Annotated in this window: 24 protein-coding genes; 12 read left to right on the top strand and 12 right to left on the bottom strand. The window is 66.9% G+C overall.

The genetic code is table 11. From position 1 onward, the window contains the following. Positions 1–313: 313 nt before the first annotated feature. The 5 genes from OXC99_03535 to OXC99_03515 form a co-directional block, all read right to left on the bottom strand. Positions 314–1,138, bottom strand: a complete 825-nt coding sequence (locus OXC99_03535; GenBank protein MCY4624060.1) for a class I SAM-dependent methyltransferase — start codon at positions 1,136–1,138, stop codon at positions 314–316. Between the two features lie 85 nt (positions 1,139–1,223). Then, complete coding sequence (locus tag OXC99_03530) at positions 1,224–1,562, bottom strand: DUF971 domain-containing protein (protein ID MCY4624059.1); 339 nt, start codon at positions 1,560–1,562, stop codon at positions 1,224–1,226. A gap of 2 nt (positions 1,563–1,564) precedes the next feature. Beyond that, a complete protein-coding gene (locus tag OXC99_03525; GenBank protein MCY4624058.1) occupies positions 1,565–2,800 on the bottom strand; it encodes an MFS transporter in 1,236 nt (411 codons plus the stop codon). Between the two features lie 155 nt (positions 2,801–2,955). Further along, the gene (locus OXC99_03520) at positions 2,956–4,179 is read right to left on the bottom strand and encodes an MFS transporter (GenBank protein MCY4624057.1); all 1,224 of its coding nucleotides are present in this window, start codon (positions 4,177–4,179) and stop codon (positions 2,956–2,958) included. A gap of 26 nt (positions 4,180–4,205) precedes the next feature. Continuing rightward, positions 4,206–5,324: an FAD-dependent oxidoreductase gene (locus OXC99_03515; protein ID MCY4624056.1), complete on the bottom strand. Its 1,119-nt coding sequence runs from the start codon at positions 5,322–5,324 to the stop codon at positions 4,206–4,208. 111 nt (positions 5,325–5,435) lie between these two features. On the opposite strand from OXC99_03515, the gene OXC99_03510 reads away from it, so the two are divergent. Together OXC99_03510 and OXC99_03505 are read left to right on the top strand one after the other, a co-directional pair. After that, positions 5,436–6,263: a formyltransferase family protein gene (locus OXC99_03510; GenBank protein ID MCY4624055.1), complete on the top strand. Its 828-nt coding sequence runs from the start codon at positions 5,436–5,438 to the stop codon at positions 6,261–6,263. After that, on the top strand, positions 6,260–7,273 hold the full coding sequence (locus OXC99_03505) for a trypsin-like peptidase domain-containing protein (protein ID MCY4624054.1): 1,014 nt from the start codon (positions 6,260–6,262) through the stop codon (positions 7,271–7,273). The genes OXC99_03510 and OXC99_03505 overlap by 4 nt, the downstream gene beginning before the upstream one ends. Here the strand turns inward: OXC99_03505 and moaC are convergent. The 3 genes from moaC to OXC99_03490 are packed head-to-tail and all read right to left on the bottom strand — an operon-like array spanning position 7,260 to position 9,463. Then, positions 7,260–7,778 (bottom strand): cyclic pyranopterin monophosphate synthase MoaC, encoded by a 519-nt coding sequence (gene moaC / locus OXC99_03500; protein ID MCY4624053.1) that lies wholly within the window; start codon positions 7,776–7,778, stop codon positions 7,260–7,262. The genes OXC99_03505 and moaC overlap by 14 nt on opposite strands. 17 nt (positions 7,779–7,795) lie before the next feature. Then, complete coding sequence (moaA, locus tag OXC99_03495; GenBank protein MCY4624052.1) at positions 7,796–8,827, bottom strand: GTP 3',8-cyclase MoaA; 1,032 nt, start codon at positions 8,825–8,827, stop codon at positions 7,796–7,798. A 27-nt stretch (positions 8,828–8,854) separates the two neighbouring features. After that, entirely contained in the window at positions 8,855–9,463 is a 609-nt protein-coding gene (locus tag OXC99_03490) for an XTP/dITP diphosphatase (protein ID MCY4624051.1), read from the bottom strand. A gap of 316 nt (positions 9,464–9,779) precedes the next feature. Here OXC99_03490 and OXC99_03485 point away from each other — a divergent pair, with 316 nt between their 5' ends. The 6 genes from OXC99_03485 (at position 9,780) to pheA (ending at position 14,302) form a co-directional block, all read left to right on the top strand. Continuing rightward, a complete protein-coding gene (locus OXC99_03485; GenBank protein MCY4624050.1) occupies positions 9,780–11,042 on the top strand; it encodes a Trk family potassium uptake protein in 1,263 nt (420 codons plus the stop codon). 8 nt (positions 11,043–11,050) lie between these two features. Then, on the top strand, positions 11,051–11,746 hold the full coding sequence (locus tag OXC99_03480) for a TrkA family potassium uptake protein (GenBank protein ID MCY4624049.1): 696 nt from the start codon (positions 11,051–11,053) through the stop codon (positions 11,744–11,746). Between the two features lie 143 nt (positions 11,747–11,889). Then, on the top strand, positions 11,890–12,372 hold the full coding sequence (locus OXC99_03475) for a universal stress protein (protein MCY4624048.1): 483 nt from the start codon (positions 11,890–11,892) through the stop codon (positions 12,370–12,372). Next, positions 12,369–12,776 (top strand): NAD-binding protein, encoded by a 408-nt coding sequence (locus tag OXC99_03470; protein MCY4624047.1) that lies wholly within the window; start codon positions 12,369–12,371, stop codon positions 12,774–12,776. Before OXC99_03475 ends, OXC99_03470 begins: the two co-directional genes overlap by 4 nt. 3 nt (positions 12,777–12,779) lie before the next feature. Next, a complete protein-coding gene (locus OXC99_03465) occupies positions 12,780–13,442 on the top strand; it encodes a TrkA family potassium uptake protein (protein MCY4624046.1) in 663 nt (220 codons plus the stop codon). A 2-nt stretch (positions 13,443–13,444) separates the two neighbouring features. Next, positions 13,445–14,302: a prephenate dehydratase gene (gene pheA, locus OXC99_03460; GenBank protein ID MCY4624045.1), complete on the top strand. Its 858-nt coding sequence runs from the start codon at positions 13,445–13,447 to the stop codon at positions 14,300–14,302. Positions 14,303–14,304: 2 nt separating this feature from the next. Here the strand turns inward: pheA and OXC99_03455 are convergent, their stop codons facing one another. From OXC99_03455 to OXC99_03440, 4 genes are read right to left on the bottom strand one after another with little or no spacing between them, the layout of a single operon-like run. Further along, a complete protein-coding gene (locus OXC99_03455) occupies positions 14,305–18,585 on the bottom strand; it encodes a DUF2298 domain-containing protein (protein MCY4624044.1) in 4,281 nt (1,426 codons plus the stop codon). Positions 18,586–18,639: 54 nt separating this feature from the next. Next, on the bottom strand, positions 18,640–19,653 hold the full coding sequence (gene gap / locus OXC99_03450) for a type I glyceraldehyde-3-phosphate dehydrogenase (GenBank protein MCY4624043.1): 1,014 nt from the start codon (positions 19,651–19,653) through the stop codon (positions 18,640–18,642). A gap of 26 nt (positions 19,654–19,679) precedes the next feature. Then, complete coding sequence (gene eno / locus OXC99_03445; GenBank protein ID MCY4624042.1) at positions 19,680–20,966, bottom strand: phosphopyruvate hydratase; 1,287 nt, start codon at positions 20,964–20,966, stop codon at positions 19,680–19,682. Continuing rightward, the gene (locus OXC99_03440; protein MCY4624041.1) at positions 20,963–21,466 is read right to left on the bottom strand and encodes a TIGR00725 family protein; all 504 of its coding nucleotides are present in this window, start codon (positions 21,464–21,466) and stop codon (positions 20,963–20,965) included. The genes eno and OXC99_03440 overlap by 4 nt, the downstream gene beginning before the upstream one ends. A gap of 815 nt (positions 21,467–22,281) precedes the next feature. Here OXC99_03440 and pyrR point away from each other — a divergent pair. Genes pyrR through carA form a run of 4 tightly spaced genes read left to right on the top strand, consistent with a single transcriptional unit; the run spans position 22,282 to position 26,452 of the window. Beyond that, positions 22,282–22,851, top strand: a complete 570-nt coding sequence (gene pyrR, locus OXC99_03435; protein ID MCY4624040.1) for a bifunctional pyr operon transcriptional regulator/uracil phosphoribosyltransferase PyrR — start codon at positions 22,282–22,284, stop codon at positions 22,849–22,851. Positions 22,852–22,854: 3 nt separating this feature from the next. Continuing rightward, entirely contained in the window at positions 22,855–23,904 is a 1,050-nt protein-coding gene (locus OXC99_03430) for an aspartate carbamoyltransferase catalytic subunit (protein MCY4624039.1), read from the top strand. Then, entirely contained in the window at positions 23,897–25,315 is a 1,419-nt protein-coding gene (locus tag OXC99_03425) for a dihydroorotase (protein ID MCY4624038.1), read from the top strand. Before OXC99_03430 ends, OXC99_03425 begins: the two co-directional genes overlap by 8 nt. A 24-nt stretch (positions 25,316–25,339) precedes the next feature. After that, positions 25,340–26,452 (top strand): glutamine-hydrolyzing carbamoyl-phosphate synthase small subunit, encoded by a 1,113-nt coding sequence (gene carA / locus OXC99_03420; GenBank protein MCY4624037.1) that lies wholly within the window; start codon positions 25,340–25,342, stop codon positions 26,450–26,452. The last annotated feature ends 36 nt before the right edge of the window (positions 26,453–26,488 follow it).

The raw sequence follows: 26,488 nt of genomic DNA, 5'->3' as shown, positions 1-26,488 counted from the left end.
CGCCCCGTTTCCCCGCCCCTCTGGATTCCTGCCTTCGCAGGAATGACGAGGGGGGGGGAGGAACGACGTGAGGGGGAGGCCGGCAATGGCGCGAGGAGGATGGGGAGATTGAGAGGGGTTGGTGGACGGCTTGCCCCGCGCCCCTGGATACCGGCGTCCGCCGGTATGGAGGGTGGGGGTGGTTGGGTAGGGTTGATGTGGCTGGTGGTGGGGACGCCCCCCGCTGCCTCCCCTCTGGATTCCTGCCTTCGCAGGAATGACGTGAGGGGGAGGGGTTCCCGCTCTCGCGGGACGGGCGCTTCGCGAAGTGCCCCTACGGGGGTTTGGTGGCTATGATGCGGAGACGGACGTAGTCTGCTACCCACTGGTCGCCGTGGTAGAGGGTGGGTTGGAGTTCTTCTACGATTGCGTTCACGATTCCGGGTTTTGCCTGGGGTGGGACTTTTTCGAAGAAGACGCTGGCGAACATGTCTAGCCAAAGGGCCATGCCGTCGGGGCCTCCGTTCAAGGGAGTGGGCCGCTGGAATAGCGTGGCCATGGCGGTGTTGAGGCCGTGGCGTTTCAAGAGAGCCGTGTACGAGGGGATGTCGGGGAAGTACCAGGGGCTTCGTGATCCCGGGTCGCCGTACCCCGCGGCGGCGATGCACCTGCGGATGGAGGCTACGATTGACCGAATGTTGCCCTGCCCGCCCATCTCGGCGATGAGCCTGCCTCCCGGCTTGAGCGCTCGGCTGATGCCCGCGACGACGGGCGTAGGGGGGCGCATCCAGTGCAGGGAGGCGTTGGAGAACACGGCATCGAATTCGTTGGCGTAGGTCAGGGCCCGGGCGTCCATCACCGCAAAGTCGACGCCGGGGAAGTTCTGGCGGGCGCGGCTCACCATGGCCTCGTCATTGTCGATGCCTGTTACCGTGCTGCCCGCTTCCGCAATGGCCGCCGTCAACTGCCCCGTGCCGCAGCCGATGTCCAGGATCTTCTCCCCCTTTGCGGGCTTAAGCGCTGACAAGAGGTCCGTGGCGAATTCCCAGACGAAGGAAAAGTGGGTGTTGTAGGTTGCGGCATCCCACGCGCCTCCGTTTGGGGACGGCTGGGGGTTGTCCGTCATTCCTGAACCCGTGGCGGTGCGCTCTTCAGTCACTGCGGATGATCCACCTTTGCTTGAGGTAGTTTGACGCGATCAGCGGGAGCGCGGCGGTGCGCTATGCGGGTGCGGCGCACTGGTTTCAGGGGCATGACTCGCGGAGGGCGTCGAAGGGGTAGATGCCGGTGTAGTGGCCGTCGCTCCAGAGAAACTGGAGGGCGTAGCGGCCGACGGGCATGTACTCGAGGGCGACGACGTCCTCGGGGACGGTGTTTGGGTCGATGGCGTGCCTGCCCATGCCCTCGCCGACGCAGGTGGCGCAGTGGCAGCGCAGCCGCAGGTAGCGGTGGGGGTAGACGCACCGGTGGCCGTCGTTCCAGACGATGGTGATGGCGTCGTCGCCGATGTCGACGCTGGCGGGGGTGGGCTTCGCGCCGCCGACGGGAGCGGGCTGCGGGGACTCGTCGCGGGGGTGCGGCATCGCTAGGCCTCGGAGGCGACGGTAGACCGGTTGTCCTTCATCCGGCTGCCGGCGACGGTGAGCAGGAAGGCGACCGCCGCGGGAATCGCCGCGTACAGGAAGACGAACTCCACGCCGTAGGTGTCGGCCACGCGACCGGAAATCCAGCCGGAGATGGCGGCGAGGACGATGGACACGCCGAAGACGAAGGAGACCGTCGTGCCCTGCACCACGCTGCCGACGACGTCCATGGCGGCGGCGAGCAGGATTGCCATCATGGGGAAGAGGAAGAGGCCGGTGAAGGCTACGGCGACGAAGAAGGCGGGGCCACTGCCAGCGGTGAAGAGCCCGAGGGTCCCAATGGTGAGCCCCGCGAAGCCGATGGCGAGCACCACTCGGCGACCAAAGAGGTCGGAGAGGTAGCCGAGGAGGGGCTGGGAGCCGATGCCGGCGACCTGCAGCAGGGAGACGAGAGCGCCGGTGGCGGTCGTGGACATTGCCAGGTCCTCGCGGGCGTAGATGGGGAGGAAGCTCATGATGCCAATCTGCGAGCCGCTGAAGCAGGCGGTCGTCGCGAGCACGAGCAGCAACCGCGGATTGCTCAGGGCGGCCCTCACACCACCGAAGTAGCCCCTGGTCGTGGTCTCCGCAGACAGGGACGGGATGGACTTGAGCAGCAGGTAGGTGCCGACGCCCATGAGGATGGCGGGGATCAGGCTGAGTTGCAGGACGGTCTGCCAGGCGAGGAAACCGATGAGGAAACCGGTCAGGATGGGGCCGACGGCCTCGCCGATGCTGCCGCCGGTGCCGTGCATGGCGACGGCGAAGCCGCGCTTATCAGGGTAGCGGACGGAGAGGGCGGCGAGGGCGGGCGGGTGCCAGAAGGTGATGGCCATGCTGAGGAGGGTCATGGAGACGACGGCCATCCAGAAGGCGGTCGAAATACCGACGAGGAACATGGAGCCGCCGACACCTATCAGCGTCAGGGCGAGCACGGCAGCCCATCTGCCGGAATAGCGGTCAGACACGAAGCCGGCGGGGAGGTTGATCAGGCCGCCGAAGACGCTGCGCGTAGTCGTGAGCAGACCGATGCTGGTGTTGGAGACGCCGAGGGTGGACTTGAGCTCGGGCAGGATGAGCATGGAGCCGGCGTTGAAGACGTGCTTGACGGCGTGACCTGCCACCACGGCAATGAGCACGAGCAGGCGATTGTCGACCTGGACGCTCAGCGGACGGGGGGCGGCGGTGGTCTGGGCCATTCTTCACCTAGCCAGAGATTCTGAGACGGAATGCGCATCGAGGGGTTGGACGATTGGCAGTCGCGTCGCGGCTCGAGGCGCACCTGCAAATATAGCGGTATGGCGCGTGCGGCGTCAATTGAAGTGGGAGGCGAAGGTAAGCACAGAGGTTGCCCCTACGGAGTGGGGCTGGGGCCTCGGACGCCGCCACCGAGGACGGTGAAGAGCAGGGACAGGGAGGCGGGGACGACGGCGTAGAGGAAGACGGCATCGACGCCGTAGGTGTCGGCGACGCGGCCGGCCATCCAGCCCGAGAAGGCGGCGAGGATGATGCCGACGCCGAAGATGATGGAGGCCGTCGTGCCCTGCATCGTGCGGCCGACGACGTCCATGCCGAGGGCGAGGATGATGGCCATCATCGGGAACAGGAAGAGGCCGGTAAGGGCCACTGACGCGAAGAATGCGAGACCCTCGCCTGAAACGTGGAGGGAGAGTGTGCCAAGGGTGAGCCCCAGGAAGCCGAAGGACAGCACGACGCGGCGGCCGATGCGGTCTGAGAGGTAGCCGAGGACGGGTTGGGAGCCGATGCCGGCGACCTGGAGCATCGAGAGCATGAGGCCGGTGGCGGTGGTCGACAGGCCGAGGTCCTCGCGGGCGTAGACGGGCAGGAAGCTCATGACGGCGATCTGCGTGCCGCTGAAGCAGGCTGCCGTCGCGAGCACCAGCAGGAGGCGCGGGTTGGCGAGCACGGCGCCTACGCCGGAGAAGTACCGGCGGACGCTTGTCTCGGCGGTCAGGGCGGGCGCGTACTTCACCAGAAGGTAGACACCGATGCCCATGATCAGGGCGGGGATGACGCTCAGTTGCAGCGCCGTTCGCCAGAGCATGACGCTCAGTAGGAGACCGAGGAGGACCGGGCCGATTGCCTCGCCGATGCTTCCGCCCATGCCGTGCATGCCGATGGCGAAGCCGCGCCTGTCAGGGTATTGAACGGATACGGCGGCGAGCGCGGGCGGGTGCCAGAAGACAATCGCGAAACCGAGGAGGGTCATGAAGAGGAGGACCATCCAGAACGTCGTGGACACGCCCACAAGAAACATGAAGACGCCCAGGGCAACCGTGGAGCCGCCAAGGATCACGGCCATTCGGCTGGCGTAGCGGTCGGCGGCGTACCCGGCGGGGAAGCTGATGAGGCCGCTGAAGCCGTCCCGGGCGGCGGCTATCAGGCCGACGTTGGTGTTACTGAGGCCCAGCGCCGCCTTGATCTCGGGGAGGACGAGCACCGAGCCGGAGAGAAAGACGTGGTTCATGGCGTGGCCGGCGACGGCGGCGATGAGGGCAAGCGTGCGGCCCTGGGCTCGGAAGCCGAGGAAATTCACGGTGGCGGCGGAAGGGGCCATTTCTCTCCCAGGCTGGTACGAGGCGATTACATGAAACGGTCCAGCCCCAGCGTGGCTATCGGCAGGTCTGTCGCGCCCCTGGTAACGAGGTCGGCGGTTGCCATGCCGAGGGCGGGACCCGCGAGGATGCCCTTACGTCCGCCGCCCGTCGCGACGAATACGCCCTGCTTACCGGGGACTGCGCCGATGATGGGGGCGTTGTCGGGGGAGACGGGGCGCAGGCAGGCGGTGTGGAGCTCGACTGTGCCCTTGGTGATGGCGGGGAAGACGCGGCCGGCGCCCTCAATGATGCGCTGCGCGGCAGAGGCTGAGGGTTCGCGGTCGAAGCCGACCTCGTCCTCGGTGGTGCCGGTCCAGAGGAGGCCATCGGGCTTGCGCACCATATAGCTGTGCTGCCAGCCGAGGTGCGGCACCGCGGGCATCGCGTTCGTTCGGATGCGGAGGATTTCGCCCTTGATGGGGCGCACGGGGACGTCGACGCCAAGCCAGTCGCGCAGGAAGGCGGACCACGGGCCCATCGCGAGGACGACGTTGGCGCACGCGATGGGGCCGCCGCTTGCGAGTTCGACGCCGGTGGCGCGATCACCGTCCCACTGGAGGCCGCGGACGTCGCCGATGCGCAGCTCCGCGCCGTTGCTCTCGGCGGCAAGCATGAGGGACTTCGTGAGGGTGTCACTGTCGAGGAGCCATGTGTGGCGGGTGAGCATGCCGCCGAGGACATCGGGGCCTATGCCGGGCTCGAGCTCGCGGACCTGGAGAGCGTCGAGCCACTCGACGGTGAAGCCATTGGCCTCCTGCTGGGCGCGGAGGACGCGGAGGGCCTCAAGGTCATCGTGCTCGAGGGCGACGGTGAGGATGTCTTTCTCGGCGAGGCGACTGTCGAGACCGGTGGCTTCGGTGAGGACGGGGTGGAGCTCGCGGTGCAGTTGGAGGCTCTCCCTGACGAGGGGAAAGAACGGGCCGTCCATGCCGGGGCCGGACATGATGTAGAGGCCTCCCTGCGCGAAGCCGGAGGCGGAGCCCGCCACCTGCTCGCGCTCGACCACGATGGGGCGCACGCCCATGGTGGTGAGGTAGTAGGCGACGGCGCAGCCTGCAATGCCACCACCCACGATGACCACGTCAGTTGACGACCTGTCCTGCACGATGCCCCCTTTGCGCAATGCGTCAATTGCGGCTTGATGATAGCAGATTCGCTTTCATTCAATGGTATGTTCTGGCACACTATCGCTGCATCAGCAGCCGCAAGGAGTGTCATGCTGCGTCTTGGGTGGTTCAGCACCGGCAGGGGAGAGGGATCGCGGGGGCTGTACACCTGCGTGAAGGACGCCATCGACCGGGGGGAGCTGCGGGCCGAGATCGCATTCGTCTTCTGCAACCGGGAGCCGGGGGAGCACGAGGGCAGCGACGGCTTCATGGAGTTGGCGCGGTCGCACGGCATTCCCGTCGTGGCACTGTCATCGCAGCGGTTCCGACGGGAGCGGGGCGCGGCTCGCTTCGCGGACGTGCGGGAGGCGTACGACGACGCGGTGATGGCGCTGCTTGCGGAGCACTCGGCGGACTACAACGTGACGGCGGGCTACGGGCTGATCTTCGGGGCGGAGATGGTGCGGAGCCGACCGGCGCTGAACCCGCACCCCGCGGCGCCGGACGGGCCGGTCGGGACGTGGCAGCAGGTAATCTGGCAACTCATCGAGACACGGGCGACGGAGTCGGGGGCGTTTGTGCACCTCGCGACGGAGGAGCTCGACCGGGGGCCAGTCATTGCGTACGTCACCTTTCCGATACGCGGCGCGGGATTCGACGAGCTGTGGCCGGAGGCGGAAGCGCAGACTGTCGCAGAACTGCAGTCGAAGCACGGGGAGGAGTTGCCCCTGATGCAGGCGATCCGGCGGCAGGGCGTGCTTCGAGAGCGGCCGCTGCTGCTGGAGGCGCTGAAAGCGGTGGCCGAGGGGAGGGTCCGCGTAGAGGGAAGCGCCGTTGTGGACGGGGCAGGCAGGCCGGCGGGGCCGCTTTGCCTGAACATCGAGGTGGAGCGGGCCGTCGCGGCCACGGAGCAACCGGCGCCGGGGCCGCAGGAGTGAAGCGGCCTCGATTCGCGCTGGGCTTCGCGCTTGCGGGCGCCCTCGCCGTCTTGTGTCTCGCGGCGTGCGGGCCCTCGGAGGAAGAAGTAGACGCGAAGATAGCTACAGCGGTCGCCGACCTGTCGCCGGCGGCGAACCGGGCGACGGCGACGCCGGTCGTGTTTCCGACGCCGCTGCCGACGGCGACACCGATCGCGCTCCCGACGCCGTTGCCGACTGCGACGCCCATCGCGCTGCCGACGCCACGGCCGACTGCGACGCCCATCGTGCTGCCGACACCAGCGCCGACGGCGACGCCCGTGACCTTCCCGACGCCGCTTCCCACCGCGACGCCAGTGGTGTTTCCGACGCCGCTGCCGACGGCGACCCCTTTTGCGGGCAACACGGTCGATGAGCTTGACGCCGCCGCGGTGTATCAGCAAGTTGCGGGCTCTGTGCTGTACATCGAGACGCCTGACGGAACGGGGACGGGGTGGGCAGTTAGCGGGGGGCTCATCGTGACGAACCAGCACGTGGTCGGCGAGGAGGAGGCCGTGACAGTGCGCCACGCGTTCCTCCCGCCATTCCGAGCTGAGGTCGTCTTCACGGACGCGGTCATTGACGTGGCGTTTATCTCCTACAACCCGGATACGACCGCACTCGATCCGCTGCCGACGCGCCTCGTGAACGGCGACAGCCTTGGCGAGACGCTGCTGGTCATGGGCTACTCCTCAGTCGGCGTGCAGGAAGACGGCACCGTAGGCGGCGCGGCGATCAAACGGGGCGTGCTCTCGCAGATCGTAAGCTTCGGTGAGCAGGGCGGGCGACGGCTGCGCATCGACGCAGCGGTGGACCCGGGCGACAGCGGCGGGCCAGTGCTGGACGGGCAGGGGCACGTCGTGGGGATGAGCAAGGGCGTGGTGGAAGTGGACGAGACGGGGCGGCGCGTCGTGGGGATCTTCTACGCCGTGCACATGGAGGAGATCGAGGGGCTGCTGGCCGAGTACGAAGCGGGGGCTACTCCGCCGTAAAGTCGCCGCTGGCGCCGCCGGACTTGCGCACGAGGCGAACTCCCTCGAAGCGAATGGCGCGGTCTACCGCCTTGCACATGTCGTAGACCGTCAGGGCGGCGACGCAGACGGCGGTCATCGCCTCCATTTCGACGCCGGTCTGGGCCGTAGTGGCGACGGTGGCGGTGATGTTGACAGCTGAGGCGGACTCATCCGGTTCGAGATCGACGGCGACCTGGCTGAGCGGGATGGGGTGGCAGAGGGGGATGAGCGCCGGCGTCTGCTTAGCGGCCATGATGCCGGCGATGCGGGCCGTCGCGAGGGCGTCGCCCTTCTCCAGCTCACCCGCCACGATGAGGGCGAGGGTCTCGGGCTGCATGGCGACGCTGCCGACGGCCGTCGCCTCACGGCGGGTGACGGGTTTGGCGCCCACGTCGACCATGCGGGCGTGGCCGGACTCGTCAAGGTGGGTGAGCTGCGCGTCCGTGCCTGCGGTGGTGTCTTGGGGCTGGGATTCAAGGGTCATGGGCTTTCCTTGTCCTCCTAGCCGCCTATCTTGTACATCTCGACTTTGCGGGGGCCGTTGCCCTTCGTGGAGACGCTCAGGGCTCGGCGGAGCGATGCGCGGAGCTCCGAGTAGCGGTCCTCCCGGTTGTTCCAGACGCCGTCGATGATGGCGATGAGCTCGGCGTCGGTGGCGCCGTCACGCATGGGGCCCATGAGGTCTGCGCCGTCCGTGCCGAACAGGCAGGTGTAGAGCTTGCCGTCGGTGGAGAGGCGGGCGCGGGTGCAGTCGCCGCAGAAGGGGGCGGTTACGGAAGCGATGACGCCCATCTCGCCCTGGCCGTCAGCGTAGCGCCAGCGCTGGGCGACCTCACCGGCGTAGTTGGGGGTGGCGGGCTCAATCGGCAGCTCCTCATTGATGCGGTCGAGGACCTCCCGTGCGGGCACCACCTGGGACTCGTCCCAGCCGTTCAGACTGCCCACGTCCATGAACTCGATGAAGCGGGCGATGTAGCCTCGCTCCTTGCACCAGCGGGCGAGGTCGACGACGGTGTGGTCGTTGACGCCGCGCACGACGACGGAATTGACCTTGATGGGCGTCAGCCCGGCGGCGGCGGCGGCCTGAATGCCCTCCAGCACGCGATCGACACTGTGGCCAAGGCCGTTGAGGCGACCGAATATCTCCTCGTCCAGCGAGTCGAGACTAACCGTGACACGCGAGAGGCCGGCGTCCCTGAGGGGCTGGGCATGCCCAGCCAGCACGTAGCCATTGGTGGTCATTGCCATGTCCTGGACGCCGGGGATGCCGGCAAGCATGGCGATGAGCTTCTCGAGGTCGGCGCGGACGAGGGGTTCGCCGCCGGTTATGCGGAGCTTGGCAACGCCGAGGCCGACGAAGAGAGACGCGAGGCGGGTTATCTCCTCAAAGCTGAGCATCTGCGCCTTGGAGAGGAACTTGTAGCGCTCGCCAAAGACCTCGGAGGGCATGCAGTACGGGCACCGGAAGTTGCACCGGTCGGTAACCGAGATGCGGAGGTCCCTGAGGGGCCTCTTCAGCGTGTCCAGCGGCATGATTGCTCCTGCAAAGCCTCTTGCGGGCTACGGCTCCCTGGCGGCCCGCTCCATCAGCACGGCGGCGGCCTCCCTGGCCGCCATCGCGCGATGGCTGACGCGATTCTTCTCGTCCAGTGAGAGCTCCGCCACGGTCCTGCCGTAGTCCGGCAGATAGAAGACGGGGTCATAGCCAAAACCGCCGTCTCCACGGGGTCCATAGTCAATGATACCAGAACAGGCCCCTTCACATGTGACAGTGGGCTCGCCGGGGGCGGCCAACGCGAGCACGCAACGGTAGCGCGCGGTGCGGCGCTCCCACGGGACGCCGTCGAGGCGCGCGAGCACCAGGGCAGTGCGGTCGTCGTCAGAGGCATCCTCGCCGGCGAAGCGGCGGGAATGGACGCCGGGGGCGCCGTCGAGGGCGTCGACCTCGAGGCCGGAGTCGTCGGCAATGGTCAGGAGGCCGCTCATGCGGGCATAGGCCTCGGCCTTGATGACGGCGTTGCCCTCAAAGGTGTCCGCGGGCTCCTCAATCTCCGCCGGCAGGCCGAGGTCACGCAGGGAGACGAGGGTGTAGGGGGCACTGCGCAGCAGCTCCGCGAGCTCTACCACCTTGCCCGGGTTGCCTGTGGCAACGAGCAGTCTGCGTTCCATGCGGCCCTCCCGCATCCACCTTAGCCCGCCATGCCCACCAGTCAATACCCCGCACAGCCCTTGCATTGGCGTAAAGCTGAGTCCACAATCGAAATGCGGGTCCCAACACAAGAAACGGGACCACGGGGAGCGATGCGTGCAACGCGGCTGGCAGCCCAAACCGGGCGAACAGGTTGTCCGGCGTCCCAGACCCCAGGAGACCCGCCCAGTCACTGTACGCATCCCCCTACGCACCCCTCGCCTGCGTCCCATCAATTCGCCGACGACGCTGATTGGCGGCCTCGCCCTCCTCATTGCCATAGGAACGTTGCTGCTCATGCTCCCCTTCGCCAGCGCGACGGGTGAGTGGTCCTCGCCGATGGACGCGCTCTTCACGGCCACTTCCGCCGCGACGGTGACGGGACTGGTTGTAGTGGACACGCCGACACACTGGAGCTATGCGGGGCAGGCGATCATCTGGCTGCTGATCCTCGTCGGAGGACTGGGCTGGATGACGATGGCGGGGTTCATTTACATCCTGCTGGGCCAGCGAATCACGCTGCCGCAGCGCATGGCCTTCCGCGAGGGGCTCGGCGACACGCGCCTCGGCGGGATACTCCGGGCAATCCGCAATCTTATGGTTACGGCGCTGGTGCTGCAGCTCGTCGGCGGCGTGCTGCTGACGGTGCGCTTTGCGGGGAGCCTCGACGTGAGCCTGCCGGAGGCTGCCTGGCTGGGGATATTTCAAGCTGTCAGCGGCTTCAACAACGCGGGGTTTACCACGCTGCCTGACTCGCAGAGCCTGAGCGCATTCCGCGAGGACCTGTTCACGCTGGGGGTCATGGCGTTCCTCATCATGCTCGGCGGGCTGAGCTTCGCCGTCATGTCAGAGCTGGTGCGGGTGCGGCGGTTCACGCGGTTCAGCCTGGACACCAAGATCATTGTGGCGGCGAGCGTGGTGTTGTGGGTGCTGGGCGCCATCGTCGTCTTTGGTTTCGAGTACAACAGGCCGGAGACGCTGGGGTCGATGTCCCTCGGGCAGAAGATTGTCCACGCCACATTCGAGTCGATCACGGCGCGGGCCGCGGGATTCAGCACCATCGACACCGGCGTGCTCAACTCCGCGACGATCTTCTTCCTCATGGGGCTCATGTTCATCGGCACGGCGTCGGCGTCGGCGGGCGGTGGAATTCGGCTGAACACGCTGGGCGTCGTGGTAGCGACGATCCTGGCGTCCATACGGGGCAGCGACCACGTGACGGCGTTCGGACGCGAGGTGTCGCCGTTCCAGGTGCACCGGGCTATCGCGGTCGTGTCGCTGGGGCTTCTGCTGGTCTTTGTCGTGGCGTTCATCCTGACGGGCACGGAGAGCGCCCACACGTCCTTCATCAACCTGCTCTTCGAGGCGTTCTCCGCTGTGGGCACCGTGGGACTGAGCACCGGCGTGACGCCGGACCTCAGTGTGGTGGGGCAGCTGCTGATCATCGTGACGATGATAGTCGGGCGCATCGGGCCGTTGGCGTTGGGGCTGGCGCTGGTACACCACGAGGGCAAGACACCACTCTACCGATTCCCCAGGGAGAGGGTTAGAATAGGCTAGGGGCAGCTATGGCGAACAGACAAATTGTTGTCATCGGGCTTGGAAGGTTCGGCTCAAGCGTGGCATTCACGCTGTACCAGATGGGCCACGACGTCCTGGCACTGGAGACGGACGAGGCGCTGGTGCAGGAAGCCATGGGGCGGGTCACCTACTCGGTGCGCGCCGACGCCACGCAAGAGAACGTCCTGCGCGAGTTGGGGGTCCCCAACTTCGACATGGCGGTGGTGGCGATCGGGTCCAATGTCGAGGCGAGCATCATGGCGACGGTGCTGCTGAAGAGCATGGGCATCCCGTACATCGTGGCGCGGGCACGCACTCAACTGCACGGGCGGACGCTGGAGCGCGTGGGCGCCGACGTGGTGGTGCACCCCGAGCAGGAGACGGGGCAACATGTGGCGCGCAGCCTCTTCCACCCGGAGGTGCAGGACTATATGGAGGTGGGCCCGAACTTCGTCGTCAGCATGGTACGCACCTCCGCGCAGGCCGTGAACCGCACCCTGAAGGACATGGGGCTGACCGGGGCAAGGGACAAGTACGGGCTGGCGGTACTGGCTATCCGCAGGGGGCAGGACGTCATCCTGCTGCCAGCGGAGGACGAGCGCATCCACACGGAGGACACCCTGGTTCTCGCGAGCCGGGAGGAGCTGCTCGACCGTCTGCGTGAGACGGGCCTCGCGCAACTGAACGGCGCGCGAGAGGGGTGATCGCACCAGTCGCAACAGCCATTGCTTCAGCTTTGTGAAATACCGTGATATCCCCTTGCGGAACTGTTGCGTAAAGTTCATAATCGATTTTCGGGCAGATTGTGGGGCAAACGCCCCAATTCTGAAACGAGAAAAAACTCCGGATGCACATAAAGCGGCTGCTACTCCCCATAAACGGGCAGCGCGTTGACGAACATGCGTTGGAGTTCGCCTGTAGCCTTGTGCGACAAGAGCACGGGTGCGTCTGCCTCCTCTCCGTGATTGAAGTCCCCCGAGAGTACGCCGTTGACGCCGAGCTTCCCAGCGCCGTCGCCCAGAGCGAAGATCTCCTCCGCCACGGCGAGGCCTTCGTCAAGTCCCGAAAGGTGAAGGTGGAGGCCGACCTGCTGCAAGCCAGGGACCTGGGTCCCGCCATCGTGAAAGAGGCGCAGGAGGAGCGTGTGGACGCTATCCTGCTGGGCCTGCCGTACCGGCGGAAGCAGGACGGGCTGACGCCCCAGAGCGACGCCGCGTACATCCTAGAGCACTCGCTCTGCCCCGTGCTCATCTTCCGCGAACCCATGCCGGAGGAGAACGCCCGGCCCACCGATGCGGCCGGGAGGACGCTGTCTGAAGGCCGTCGATGAACGTCATCGTGATGGGCTGCGGGCGAATCGGAACCCAAGTCGCCACATCCCTCTGGCGGGAGGGCCACCACGTCACCGTCCTCGACACCGTGCCCGAGAGCTTCCTCAGCCTCCCCAAGGAGCTGCGTGAGACCGAAGGGGCGACGATCCTATGCGACGGGATCCTTGAAGAGGAGCTCATCGACGCGGGGATACTGGAGGCCGACGTCTTCGTCGCGGTCTCCAACCGGGACAACCGCAACGCCATGGCTGCGCAGCGGGCGAAGCACATTTTCAACGTGCCGCAGGTGGTCTGCCGTGTTGGCGACGTGGAGCGGCAGGAGATGTACAACAAGCTGGGCCTGGCGGCCATCAGCCCCACGAAGATCACGTCCGCCCTCATCCTGGAGGCGGTGTTCACGTAAATCATGTACATCGTAGTAGTTGGCGGCGGCAGAGTTGGCTTTTACCTTTCTCGTGCTCTTTTCAATGCGGGTCACGAGGTCTTCATCATCGAGCGGAACGGCAGGCGCGTCGACGAGCTCGTGACGCACTTCGGCAACGTCGCGATCAAGGGCGACGGCTCAGAGCCGATCATCCAAATGGCAGCGGGCGTCGCACGGGCCGACATTCTGATCGCCACCACAGGCGCCGACGAGGACAACTTGGCGGCCTGCCAGCTCGCCAAGCACCGCTTCAACGTGCCGAAGACGGTCACTCTCATCAACAGCCCCGAGGACGAGCGGCTCTTCGGGCTCCTGGGCGTGGACGTGGTGGTCAGCAGCACGCAATTGCTGCTTGGCGCCATTGAGGAGGAGCTGCCGGCACACTCGCGGGCGCACGTGCTGCCGGTGCAGGGGAACCGCGAGGCGGCTACAATCGAGGTGCCGCAGGGGTCGCCGGTCATCGGCAAGCGGCTCTCCGACATCCCCCTCCCGCCGGATACGTTCGTCGTGGCCGTGGTGGACCGGCATGGCGGACTGAAGGAGCTCGACGAAGAAACGTACATCGAACTGCACGACGAAATCATCGCAATCACAGTGGCTGACCAGGCGGAAGCCCTCCTGGAAGTCCTGAGCACCAGGAGGTAACGATGCCGAAACGAATCGCATACCTGGGGCCGCCGGGCACCTATACGGAGGACGCCACAGAGCGGTACGATCCCTCCGCCGAGCGCTATCCCTGCTCTACGATCTCGGCCACCGCCGACGCCGTCCGCTCGGGGGAGGCCGACGAGGGTGTCGCGCCCATCGAGAACAGCCTTGAGGGAGCGATTAACGACACGCTCGACCTGCTCATCCGTGAGCCGATGCTGATGGTACGGCAAGAGGTGCTGGTGCCCATACGGCATTGCCTGCTGGTGAAACCCGGCACCAAGGCATCGGATATCCAGATGGTGTACTCACACCCGCAGGCGCTTGGACAGTGCCGCCGCCACCTGGAGGAAACGCTGCCCAATGCGACGCCGCAGGCCGCGCTTTCCACAGCGGCGTCGGTCGAGCAGATGCTTGCCAGCGATGCGCCGTCTGCAGCCATCGCCTCCCGGCGCGCGGGCGATCTCTACGGGGCCGAGGTGCTGGAGGAGGACATCCAGGACGTCGCAGGGAACACCACGCGCTTCGTGGTGCTCGCCAAGGAGGACCAGGAACCGACGGGCGACGACAAGACGTCGATATGCTTCGACTTCGACGAGGACAGGGGAACGCTGGTGGGGGACACGCCGGGGTTGCTGTACAACGTCATTGGGGAGTTCGCCCGGCGCAACATCAGCATGACCAAGATCGAGTCGCGACCGTCCAAGAGCGAGATGGGGCGCTACATCTTCCTCGTCGACCTCATCGGCCACCGGCAGGACGCGATCATGGTCGAGGCGCTCAAGGCCGTGGAGTTGCAGACTTCGCACATCAAGGTGTTTGGTTCGTACCCGCGCTACCACGAGGGGCAGAGCTAGCTCTACGCCTCGACGCGGTAGATTGTCACTTCCGGGTTTTCGTACGCGACGGACATCTCACCGCGTTCGGCCATCCCTTCAAACTTTGCCAGCCCGTCCGCCGGGTAGTACTGCCACTCTGTCTGACCCACGTACACGTAGTCGACGCCGTATTGATCGAGCAGGTCCAGCGACTCGGCCTCGTCAGCGCCGGCGTAGATGCGGATGACGGCTGCAGCGCGGTCGTGGACGGCGGGGCACGGGTCGAGGCCGCACCGCTGCTGCGTCTGGTGCCAGTCCCAGCCAAGGACGGTCGGCAGGCCCGTGTAGACCGAGACGCGGCTGCCCCAGCGGTAAAGGGGCGTCCGGCCGTCGAGGACGACGGGTGTCCCATCGAGGTTGTCGCGCAGCCAGTTGATGGCGTCGAGGTCGTACTTCAAGTGGGTCTCGGCCTGGTCGAAATAGACAGCGTTCTCCATGTAGGCCGTGCCGTCGAGGGTCAGGGAAGTCGGGGCGAAACGGTTGTCGAGGCGGGCACCCGTACCGAGCACGGGGTAGACGGCGGCAGCGGCCAGCAGCACGAGGAGACCCGCTGTCCACACGCCGGCGGACAGGCGTGGCCGCGTGAACCACCCTCGCACAAAGCCGAGATGCCAGAGCGCGTAAGCTCCCGCAAGGGAGAAGAAGATCCACGCCTGCAGGTAGAGTTTGAACACCGTGTTCTGCCGGTCTATATCGCCTTTCAGGACGAGCACATCCACGGCCACGCCAATAGCGATCGCAACGGCCAACAGCCCGAGGGGGAGCAGGTGATAGGGCGCCGCACCCCTCACGCCGGCCGCGTCGTGGGCCCACCGCCAGCGCCGGAGGAAGAGCCACCCCAGCAACGGGACGACCATGGCCAGCAGCAAGGCGCCCAGTATCGCAGCCGTGCCGTAGCCGACCACGGCGAGGGCGATGCCCAGCGACACCAGGACGCTGACGGTGAGTCCCAGGACCAATTGCCACGGCCCCTGACGCCGTGCCATCCAGCGCCATATCCTGGGGAGCGCCTCCACGGCGAGCAGAGTTACGGCGATGTACATGAACAGGCCGTGTATGGCGAGGTACTGCTCAAGGGGGGTCGTTGCGGGCGCTATGCCGATGCCGGGGAAACCGTTCACCAGCCGCAGGTGGAAGGGGAGCCAGAAGGCGAACGCCAACACGGCGAATATCAACAGCAATCCCGCCATCTTATACAAGAGCGCCCGGCTGATGCGTCGCACGGAAAGCCACTGGCCGACGGCGATGCTCACCGCGCCCAGCGCGAGATATGTTGGAAAGTCCCAGGTGTTGGTCACGGCCAACGCGCCTGCGGTTAGCGCCAACAGCGCAATGGACACAGGGAGCCGCCATCGCGCTACGCGGCGGCGAGAGAGCAACACGGTATTCAGGCAGAGGCCGACGGCCAGCAGGGCGAGGGGCATAGCCATCAGGTGGGCGTGGAGGTCGGCAAAGAGGAAGGTGAAGAAAGGGAACTCGGTGATCTCAAAGCCGGGCGGGTCTGGGGGCATCATGCGGGTCGGCGCCCAGAAATCGAAGGTGGAAACCGCGCCGCGCAAGAGCTGCCAGCCGCCGTGCAGGTTGCCGAGAACAACGGCCATCGTCATCGCGCCCACACCTGCGGCGACGGCCGTCCACGCCGGCGGGCGAAGGGTGCGGCGAAGCCAACGTCGGGCACCCTCGGTCAGGTTGTAGCCAAGGGAGAAGGCTGCGCCTGCGGTGAGCGCGAAAAACAGGGGCACCGCCAAGTTGTAGGCCACCGCCGAGGGGATGCCCGTCACGCGGATAACCGTCGCCACCATGAACTGGCCGAAGTAGTAGTAGTTGAGGGCTCCACCGGCGAACCATGGGTCAAGGGGGGGCATGGTTGTCGAGCGCAGCACGGCGTTCAGGTAGGCGAAGTCCATGGGCTTCTCGCCGCCCAAATAGGGGTGCCAGAGGTCAGGGTTGGCGGCGCGCACGAGCACGAAGGCGAGGAAGGCGGTCAGGAAGAGGGCCTCCTCGGCGAGGAGCAGGCGCCATCGACGGCGTACGAAGAACCACAAGGACTCGCGGAAGCGATACGCCAGCCAGCCGGATACCGCTGCAAGGAGCAGGAAGCCGAGGGCGATGCTGACGCGCCCGAATCCGATCCAGCCGAGGCTCGCGAGGAGCCAGGGGACGTAGGCCAGCAGCAGGAAGCCGAGCGGGCGGGCGAGGAGGTAGCCGCGGTCAGGGAGGGCGCGAAACACGACGAGGCCGAGGGGCAGCGCCACGATGGTCCCGGCGTATACAGCAAGCAGCCAGACGGGCAACGGCCATTGCGCGCCGATGCCGTCAGGGGGAGTGATGTCGCCGAGGGTGCCGCCGGACTGCTGGCGGTCCCATTCGGCGTCGGAGACGAGCATGGGGTCGAATGCGGGAGGGGCATCCCGCGCGGCCTTCGCGAGAAGCCCCATGAGCTGCGCGGCGTTTCGGTTGCCGGTGTTCTCGAATATGAGCACCTGCGGGTGGTCGTAGACGCTGAAGCTCTCGTCAGCGAAGCCCATGTGAACGCGGAAGCCTTCCGGGGCGAAGGCGTCGATGCCGTCAGGCGGCGCCAGTCCGGCGCGACCGTAAACATCGTTCACGAGGCTGACGCCCAGCAGCGAGGGGTACTTTTGCTCAACGCGCACGAGCTCGTAGCCGAGCTCACCGGCGAAGAGCATGGGATAGAACTCGCGGGTCATGCCGTAGGGGATGGGGTAGTCATCGGGGAGTCGCGGGATCGTGCCGAAAAGGCGGCTGCTGTAGAAGAGAAGGTAGTCGCCCTCAAAGAGGTCAGTCGCCACCTGCGCGATCTTCCCGGGCGTGTCGGCGTTGTACATCGGCAGCTCGCGGTGCTGGTAGCTCTCCAGGCTGCGGAGCCCCTCCTCCCAGTGCTCCTTGAGCATGAGGGAGCCCTCGGGCGCGTTTGCGTTGAGCCAGTCTGAGGCTCGGTCGGCGGGGTGCGGGACGGCGTAGATGGCGGCGAAGGAGAGGGCGTAGAGGGCGGTCGTTGCGACGACGACGGCGATGGCGGCGGCGGCCCAGCGGGTGAGGGACGGGGCGCGCTCGCGCAGCCAGTCGAGGCCCTGGAACAGCATTGCCGCGCCGAGGAGGATGGCGAGAGGTGTTGCGGGGAGGAGGTAGCGGAGGAACTTGACCTCGAGCAGGCCGGTGATGATGAGCAGGGGAACGAGCCAGGCGAGGAGCAGCGTCAGCTCGGCGCCTCCGCGCCAGAGCACCTTCACGCCGGCCCACGCGAGGCCGGCCATCGCGACGAGACCGAGGGGCGGGCCGAGGCCGAAGAGGGCGAGTTGCCATGCGTGGTAGACGAAGGGGACCGTGTCCACGTACTGGCGCGTGTACGGGTAGTCGCGGATGCGGCGCACGACCTCGCTCTGCTCCATGACATCGGAGAGGTAGCGGCCATAGTCGAGGAGCGCGTAGGGCTCGGTGATGATGAAGGCGGCTGCGGCCACGGCGACGGAGGCCGCCGAGGCAAGCGCCATTCGCCACCATGCGGCGGGCACATCGAAGGGGACGGCGTAGACGGGGGCATGCCGCCACGCGGCGAAGACGTGCGCGAGGCCGAGGGGCAGCAGGATGGGCGCGGAACTGACCTTGGTCGCCATCGCGAGGCCGACGAAGAGGCCTGCGAAGAGGGAGTCACGCGGGCGGCCTCGACGGACTATCTGCACCATGAAGTAGAGACTTGAGACGATGAAGAGGGTCTGGAATGTCTCGGCGGCGAAAAAGTGGCTGAGCTGGATGTGCAGCACCGCGAGCGCCGTCAGCCCGGCGGCGAGCAGACCGACTCGGCGGCTGAACAGCAGCAGCCCCAAGCGGTACACCACCGCGACGGTCACGGTGTCGGCGAGCGCGGACAGGACGCGGCCTACCTTGCCAAGCTCGACGATGTCGAGGTCAACGATGGGGGACAGGGCGACCTGCAGCGCCTTGAGTGCGTAGATGGGGAGCGTGCCGTAGGGAAACCAGCGGGGGTTGAGGGGGCTCTCGTCGGCGTCGAAGAGGACGGCGAGGTTGTCCAGTGCTGGGAGACCAAGGTCGTAGGTGTGGGTGAGGATGGCGCGCTCGTCGGGGTGATAGAGGTTGCCGCCATCCCAGTCGATGCCGTAGAGGCGAAACGCGAGCGCTGCCGCCAACAACAGCGGCAGCGCCAGCCGATTCAGCCAGTAGAGGAGCGTTTGGCGCACAGGCCGCGCCGCGTCCACCTGGACGCCAATCTCAGCGTCCGCCATGACTCGCCGCCGCGGCAGACCGGGCCCTGTGGGCCGTCCCGGTCAGCGGACCGGCTACAGCCCCTTGGCCGCGAGGAACGCACACAGGTCCGACGTCCGGCAAGAATAGCCCCACTCATTGTCGTACCAGCCCATGACCTTCACCATGTTGCCGCCAAGCGACATGGTGATGGAGGAGTCGATGCTGCAGGAGTGGGGGTCTTCCTTGAAGTCGCTGCTGACCAGCGGCTCGTCACATACCTGCAGGATCCCCCGCAGCGGGCCCTCGGCTGCCGCCCGGAACGCCGCGTTGATCTCCTCCGCGGAGGCATCGACGGCCAGCGTGGCGGTGAGGTCGATGATCGAACCGGTTGGCACGGGGACGCGGTAGGCCAAGCCGTGAATCTTGCCGTTCAGATCCGGCAGCACGACGCCGACTGCGCGTGCAGCGCCCGTCGTCGTTGGGATGATGTTCTCCGCTGCAGCGCGCGCCCGGCGCAGGTCTGAGTGGACGACATCCAGGGTGCGCTGGTCGTTGGTGTAGGCATGCACGGTGGACATGAGCGCCTTCTCAATGCCGAAGGACTCGTGCAGCACCTTGGCCATTGGCGCGACGCAGTTGGTGGTGCAGGAGGCGTTGGAGAGCACGTTGTGCTGCGAAGGGTCGTACTTGTCCTCGTTGACGCCGAGCACCACGGTCAGGTCCTCGCCGGTGGCGGGGGCGGAGATGACGACCTTGCGGACGGTATCGTGGATGTGGGCCGCGGCCCTCTCGGCCTGAGTGAAAATGCCGGTGGACTCGATGACCATCTCGGCGCCGACCTCGCCCCAGGGGATCTGGGCTGGGTCGCGTTCAGAGAATACTCGGACGGCCCGCTCATTGACCACAAGGTTGCCGTCGCTCACCTCAACGGTGCCGGGGAAGCGGCCATAGTTGGTGTCATACTTGAGCAGGTGGGCGTTCGTGTTGCTGTCCGCGAGGTCGTTCACCGCAACGACTTCCAAGTCGGACGGGTGCCGTTCCAGAATTGCCTTGAACACCTGCCGGCCGATGCGGCCGAACCCGTTGATGCCAATCTTGGTCGCCATGCTCTCCTCCGTTTTGCTTTGTTGGCCTATGCCCGTGAAAGCGTCTTGAATGCGCCGACGCCGCCGTAGCGAGCGTCCGCGCCCAACTCCTCCTCGATGCGCAGCAGGCGGTTGTACTTGGCCACGCGCTCTGAACGCGCCGGCGCGCCCGTCTTGATCTGCCCGGCGTCCAGCGCGACCGCCAAGTCCGCGATGGTGGTGTCTTCGGTTTCGCCCGAGCGGTGGCTGATGACGTTGGTCCAGCCGGCACTCGCGGACATTCGCACCGCGGCCAGCGTCTCCGTCAGAGTGCCGATCTGGTTGAGCTTGATGAGAACGGAGTTGGCCGCTGCGGTATCGATGCCGCGCTGGATGCGCTGGGTGTTGGTGGTGAACAGGTCATCGCCGACGATCTGCACGCAACCGCCGATCTTCGCGGTCAGGGCGACCCAGCCCTCCCAGTCATCCTCGGCCATGCCGTCCTCGATACTGATGATGGGAAAGTCGGCGCAGAGGCCCTCCCAGAAGGCAACCATCTCCTCCGAGCTAAGAGACGCGCCCTCGCGCGCCAGCACGTACTTGCCGTCGTGGTAGAACTCGGACGCCGCGGGGTCCAGGGCGAGGAAGATGTCGATGCCGGGGCGGTAGCCGGCCGCGGAGATAGCTTCGTGGACCACCTCGAGCGCCTGGCGATTGGTGAGCGACGACGGAGCGAAGCCGCCCTCGTCGCCGACGTTGGCGCCGTGGCCGCCGTTGCGGAGGAGGCGCTTGAGCGCCTGGTAGACCTCGGCGCCGGCGCGGAGGGCGTCGGAGAAGCGGTCAATGCCGGCGGGGGCGACCATGAACTCCTGGATGTCTGTGGAGTCCTGGGCGTGCTTGCCGCCGTTGAGGATGTTGAGCATCGGCACGGGCAGGGTCACCCCTTCGCCGAGGTGGCGGTAGAGGGGGACGCCGCTCGAGGCTGCGGCGGCGTGGGCTACGGCGAGGGAGACGCCGAGGATTGCGTTGGCTCCCATCTCCGACTTGTCGGGGGTCCCGTCAGCGTCGAGCAGCCGGTGGTCTACGGTGTCCTGGTCGTGGGCGGGAAGGCCCGTCACGGCGAGGGCGAGGCGGCGGTCTACGTTCTCGACGGCGGTGCGAACGCCCGCGCCGCCGAACCGGGAGGCGTCGCCGTCGCGGAGCTCGACGGCCTCGTACTGGCCGGTGCTGGCGCCCGAGGGGACGGCGGCGCGGCCGAATGCGCCGTCGGAGAGGCGAACGTCGACCTCGACCGTGGGGTTGCCCCGGGAGTCGAGGACTTCTCGTGCGCGGACGTCGCTAATCGTCGCTGTCATACTGCCGCCTGCTTCGTCGTCGCGACGGCTATCGCCTTGTCGACGGCGTCGACGGGGGAATCGGCACGAATGATGGCGGTGTCCTCGACGCCGTCGACGCTCATGTGCCAAGTGTTGAGGCCGATGACCGTCGCGCCCTCGCCGAGGGCGTGGCCGATCTCGGAGAGCGTGCCGTAAGCGCCGTCGATGGCGATGACGGCGCGGCCGGCCTTGGCGACGATGGCGTTGCGCATGTAGCCCATGCCGGTGGCGATGGGGTAGTCGACGTAGGAGTTGGCATCGTCGGGGATGTGGCCAGGGAGAATGCCGATGGTGGTGCCGCCGCCGTCCTTGGCGCCCTTGCAGACGGCCTCCATGACGCCGGTCAGCCCGCCGCAAATGACGACGGCGCCACGGCGGGCAAGCTCCAACCCGACCTGATAGGCGTCTTCCAATGCAGGGGGTGCGGCGGCGCTGCCGCCGATGACCGTGATGAGCATGGGGCGTTGGTTCATAGTCATGGCTGCAGCCATGATACCATCCCGCATCCGACAGTCCAACGGGAAGCCGGACCCCAAACGGCGTACCAGAGAGGGTTCATGCCTCAGACTGGGGAACGTCCTACGATCAGGGCTCTGTTGCATTTGGCGGGGGAGCGCTACACCGCCCGTGGGCCGCTCTCTCTTTGCCGCCCTGCCAGGGGCCTGTCCACGGACCTGCTCTTCCGCGCCTCGCTGTAGCTGCGGGGGTTTCAGAATTGTTTCCGGATATCAATTCGTAGCTGTTAAGGGTGTCTGCAGCTACGACAACGCACCCCTTATCTGGGAAACAATTCGTATCTGAACGGGGCGCAAACGTGCGCCTGTCGAGGACTGTGCCGGCGCATCCCGTGCCGCCCTGCTTTCGCTGTTCATGACAAGAATGTAACGAGGGGAGAAGGCCGAGCGCAAGGGGGTGGTGTCATGGTCCCGCGAGGGCCGGAATCCAGAGTCGGGGCGTAGTTCGACAGGCCCGCCACGAACGGCGGCGGGGCATGGCGCAGGCTATCCCGCGAAAGGCAACAGAACCAAAATCAGAGATTTCTCCGGCATTCTTCACTTGCTCCGAAGGCACCCTCGGTGCTACGCTTGATGGAACATCGTTGGGTGGCTCCCCGAAAGGGGAGGGGCCTTTAAGGGCAGCCCTGTGAGGCTGGCAAGGCGCTCCACTCCGTGGCGATGGTGTGTGTGAGTCATACCATGGGCCATATCCGCGCGAGCCCCTTGCCGCACGTAGCAAGGGGTATTTTCTTGCCTCGCCCCACGCTGCCCGCAGAACCTTAGCCGAGGGTGTAGCTGTGCCCGAATCCGGGGAAAAGTCCATCCTGACCGCTGAGCAGATGCGCCGCGCGCTGAACCGCATTGCGCACGAGATACTCGAGCGCAACGGCGGCGCACGGGACTTGGTGCTGGTGGGCGTCCGCACACGCGGGGTGCCGCTGGCGCAGCGGCTCGGCGAGCTGGTGTCGGCCATCGAAGGGGAGCCTACGCCCGTCGGGTCGCTGGACGTGACGCTGTACCGCGACGACGTCCACCTGCGGGGGCTGCTGCCGCTCGAAGCGACGGACCTGCCGGTCTCGGTCACGGACCGGCGTGTGGTGCTCGTCGACGACGTGCTCTTCACGGGGCGGACGGTGCGGGCGGCGATGGACGCCGTGATGGACATTGGGCGGCCCAACAAGGTGCAACTGGCCGCGCTCATCGACCGGGGGCACCGGGACCTGCCGATACGGGCTGACTACGTGGGCAAGAACATCCCGAGCTCGCTTTCGGAGGACATTCGCGTGCGGCTGGTCGAGACGGACGGCGTGGATGAGGTGGTCATCCTTCGGCGTGAAGGGGCGCCCTTGCAGGCGCCTGGGAGGTAGGCCATGACGAGCATCAGACCTGCGCGACGAGAGCAGACGGCGGTTGCGCCCGTCGCGACGCAGATTGCCGAGTCGGCGCCGCCGGCCGTGTGGCGGCAGCGCCACCTGCTAGACCTGGACGCGGTCTCGCCGGAGGAGATCACGACTGTGCTCCGGTCAGCCAAGGCGATGAAGGCGATGCTGAGGCGTGAGGTCAAGAAGGCGCCGACGCTGCGGGGCCGGACCATCATGACGCTGTTCAGCGAGCCGAGCACCCGCACGCGGGTGTCATTCGAGACGGCGGGGAAGCTGCTCTCGGCCGACGTCATCAACCTCTCATCCAACGGCAGCAGCACGGAGAAGGGCGAATCGCTCGTGGACACGGCGCTCACCCTGCAGGCCGCATCGGCGGACGTGCTGGTGATGCGGCACAGCCACTCGGGCGCGCCGTACCTGGCGGCCAAGTCGCTCGACCGCACGGCGGTCATCAACGCGGGCGACGGCGCGCACGCTCACCCGACCCAGGCACTCCTCGATATGTTCACAATCCAGGAAAGGCTCGGAGGGCTGGAAGGGAAGCGGGTTGTCATCGTGGGCGACATCTCCCACAGCCGCGTCGCGCGGTCCGACCTTTGGGGGCTCTGCAAGATGGGGGCGACGCCAGTGTTGTGCGGCCCACCGACCCTCATGCCATGGGACTTGCTCAATCGACGACACGTTGATGACGGGCACCCCTTCGCCGAGGTAGAGGTGGAGACGGACATTGAACGGGCGCTCGACGGGGCCGACGTGGTGATGCCGCTGCGACTCCAGAAGGAGCGGATGGCCGCAGGGCTGCTGCCGAGCGTCCGCGAGTACGCCCGCTTGTGGCAGGTGAACCAGGAACGGCTATCCCGGCACTGCCCACAGGCGGTGGTCATGCACCCCGGGCCGATGAACGAGGGCGTGGAAATCAGCCCGGAGGTGGCCCACGGCGCCGCGTCCGCCATCGAGGAGCAGGTTACGAACGGGCTCGCCGTACGGATGGCGCTGCTGCTCATCCTTGCCGCGCCGCACGGAGGGGACCATGACTGACGCGATACTGGTCACCGGAGGCAGGATCATCGACCCCGCGCAGGGCCTCGATACCGTGGGCGACGTGCTAATCGCCGACGGTGTGGTCGTGTCGGCGGGTCCCGTCGTCGGCGGGCCGGTGGACTGCCCCGTTGTCGACGCGACAGGGCTGGTGGTGACGCCGGGGTTCATCGACCTGCACGTGCACCTGCGGGAGCCGGGGCAGGAGGACAAGGAGACGATCGCGACGGGTGCGCTCGCCGCCGTTCGGGGCGGGGTCACGACCGTCTGCGCCATGCCGAACACCGAGCCGGCCATGGACAACGCGGCGGTCATCCGGCACGTGATGGAGGCCGCCGAGCAGGCGGGGCTTGCCCGCGTGCTGCCGATCGGGTGCGTATCGAGAGGCCGGGCCGGCAAGGAGCTGGCCGACATGGGCGAGATGGCGGAGGCCGGGGCGATCGGGTTCAGCGACGACGGGGCGCCGGTGGCGGACCCGACGCTCATGCGGAACGCGCTCACCTACAGCACGATCACCGGGCTGCCCGTCATCAACCACTGCGAGGAACCCTCGCTGGCCAAGGACGGGGTCCTGCACGAGGGATGGGTTGCCAGCCGTTTGGGCCTGCCGGGGCAACCGGCCGCAGCCGAGGAGACGATGGTGGCGCGGGACATCGAGCTTGCGGGGCTTACGGGCGGGAAGCTGCACATCGCGCACAGCAGCACCGAGGGCACGATCGCAATGCTGCGGCAGGCCAAGGCCGCGGGCAAGGCAAACGTCACTTCGGAGGTGACGCCACACCACCTGCTTCTGACTGAGGAGTGGGCGCTGGGCGGGATCGAGGGGGGAGTCGGCGAGCTCACCGCGCCTGATCCGTACGGGCCGCTAACGCGGACAGCGTACGACACGCGCGCGAAGGTCAACCCGCCACTCCGCACCGAGGACGACACGCTCGCGCTGGTGGAGGGACTCAGGGACGGCATTATCGACGCCATCGCAACCGACCACGCACCACACACAGCGACGGACAAGTCCTGCACCATGCAGGAGGCGGCCTTTGGCATCTCGGGGCTCGAGACGGCCTTCGGGCTGTGCTACTCGCTGGTGGACCGGGGCGACCTGGACCTGCCGACACTCATTGCGCGGATGACGACGGGCCCTGCACGAGTGCTCGGGGCGGACACGGCAGAGGCGGCCGAGGCATCGGGGCTGCCGTTGCTCGGCACGCTGCAGCCGGGGGCCGCCGGTGACGTCACATTGCTGGACCCGGATGCCGAGTGGGCGGTCGACACGTCGGGGTTTGCGTCGAAGGGACGGAACACGCCGCTGGAGGGCATCACCCTTCAGGGCCGGGTGATCAAGACAATCGTCGGCGGACGCCTCGTACACGACGCGCTGGCCGGCGACACGGGAGAAGCCGATGGCAAGTAGCTGTCCTCTCCGGGCAGGGCGCCCATGACCACACCCGCATTCGTGGTGCTGGAGGACGGCACCGTCTACCGCGGCGAGTCGTTCGGCGCGCCGGTGACGGTCTACGGCGAAGTTGTATTCACGACCGCCATGACCGGCTACCAGGAGATGCTCACGGACCCGTCGTTCGCGGGGCAGATCGTCGTGCCGACGTACCCGTTGCAGGGGAACTACGGCATCAATGAAGGCGACGTGGAGTCGAGGCGCATACAGGCGGCGGCGTTCATCGTGCGCGGGCCCTCGTCGACGCCTAGCCACGCGCTCAGCGACCGCACGCTGCACGACTACCTGCACTCGCAAGACATTCCCGGCGTGAGCGGCATCGACACGCGGGCGCTGACGCGGCGGTTGCGGGTGAGCGGCGTGATGATGGGGGCGGTCGCCGTCGACGTTTCGCCGGAAGAAGCGCTGGCGCACCTGCGGCAGGGGCCGCGCTACGAGGCCATCGACCTGGTGCAGCAGGTGTCCACGAATGCGCTATTCGCGTGGGAGGGCGGCAGCCGTACCTTCGAGGGGCAGGAACACGGCGACCGCAAGCGCATAGTGGTGACGGACTACGGCGTGAAGTACAACATCATGCGCATCCTCGAGCGGAACGGGTGCGAGGTCATCGGAGCGCCGCCGGGCGCGACGGCGGAGGAGATCCTGGGGTTGCGGCCGGACGGGGTGCTGCTGTCGCCGGGGCCGGGCGACCCGGTGCACCTCGATTATGGCGTCGAGACGGCGCGGGCGCTCATCGGCAGGACGCCGATCATGGGGATCTGCCTTGGTCATCAGGTGGTCGCGCGGGCGCTCGGCGGCAGGACGTACAAGCTGAAGTTTGGACACCGAGGGGCGAACCACCCGGTGAAGGAGCTCCACACGGACGCCGTCCACATCACGGCGCAGAACCACGGCTTCGCCGTCGACGCCGACGGGCTGCCGTCGGAGCTCGAAATCACGCACGTGAGCTTGAACGACGGGACGGTGGAGGGGCTGCGGCACCGTTCGGCGCCCGTCATCACCATCCAATACCACTCGGAGGCGTCGCCGGGGCCGCGCGATAACGAGTACCTGTTCGACGCCTTCCTGCGCATGGTGTGGGACGGGCGCACCTAGGCAACGACTAGACTTCGACGCCGGGGCGGGACGTCG

The sequence above is a fragment of the Chloroflexota bacterium genome, from assembly GCA_026713825.1.
Lineage (GTDB): Bacteria > Chloroflexota > Dehalococcoidia > Lucifugimonadales > UBA1127 > UBA1127.
This window is presented reverse-complemented; position numbering and strand designations above follow the sequence as displayed.